1 protein-coding gene is annotated in these 222 nt (G+C 46.8%); it reads left to right on the forward strand.

Annotated features, from left to right (window positions below):
- Nucleotides 1-222 (forward strand): ABC transporter substrate-binding protein (locus tag HJV72_RS19155; RefSeq protein ID WP_243765712.1); only part of this gene is annotated, 222 nt, incomplete at both ends.

Below are 222 nucleotides of genomic sequence, written 5' to 3' on the forward strand. Positions count from 1 at the left end.
CAGAGTGGGAATGGATCGATGACACACATTGCAGATTCAAACTTCGTGATGATGTAACGATGACGGACGGAACTTTGCTGGAAGCAGAGGATGTTGTATATGACTGCAACGAGCTGTGGGTAGGATTAAATGCGACAAACGATATTGGCAAGTACCTTGTCGGAGCGACGGCAGAGGATGAACATACAGTCGTAATCGAGTTCAATACAGCTGCACCGGATT

It is taken from the genome of Extibacter sp. GGCC_0201 (assembly GCF_017566055.1).
In the GTDB taxonomy this organism is placed as follows: Bacteria; Bacillota; Clostridia; order Lachnospirales; family Lachnospiraceae; genus Extibacter.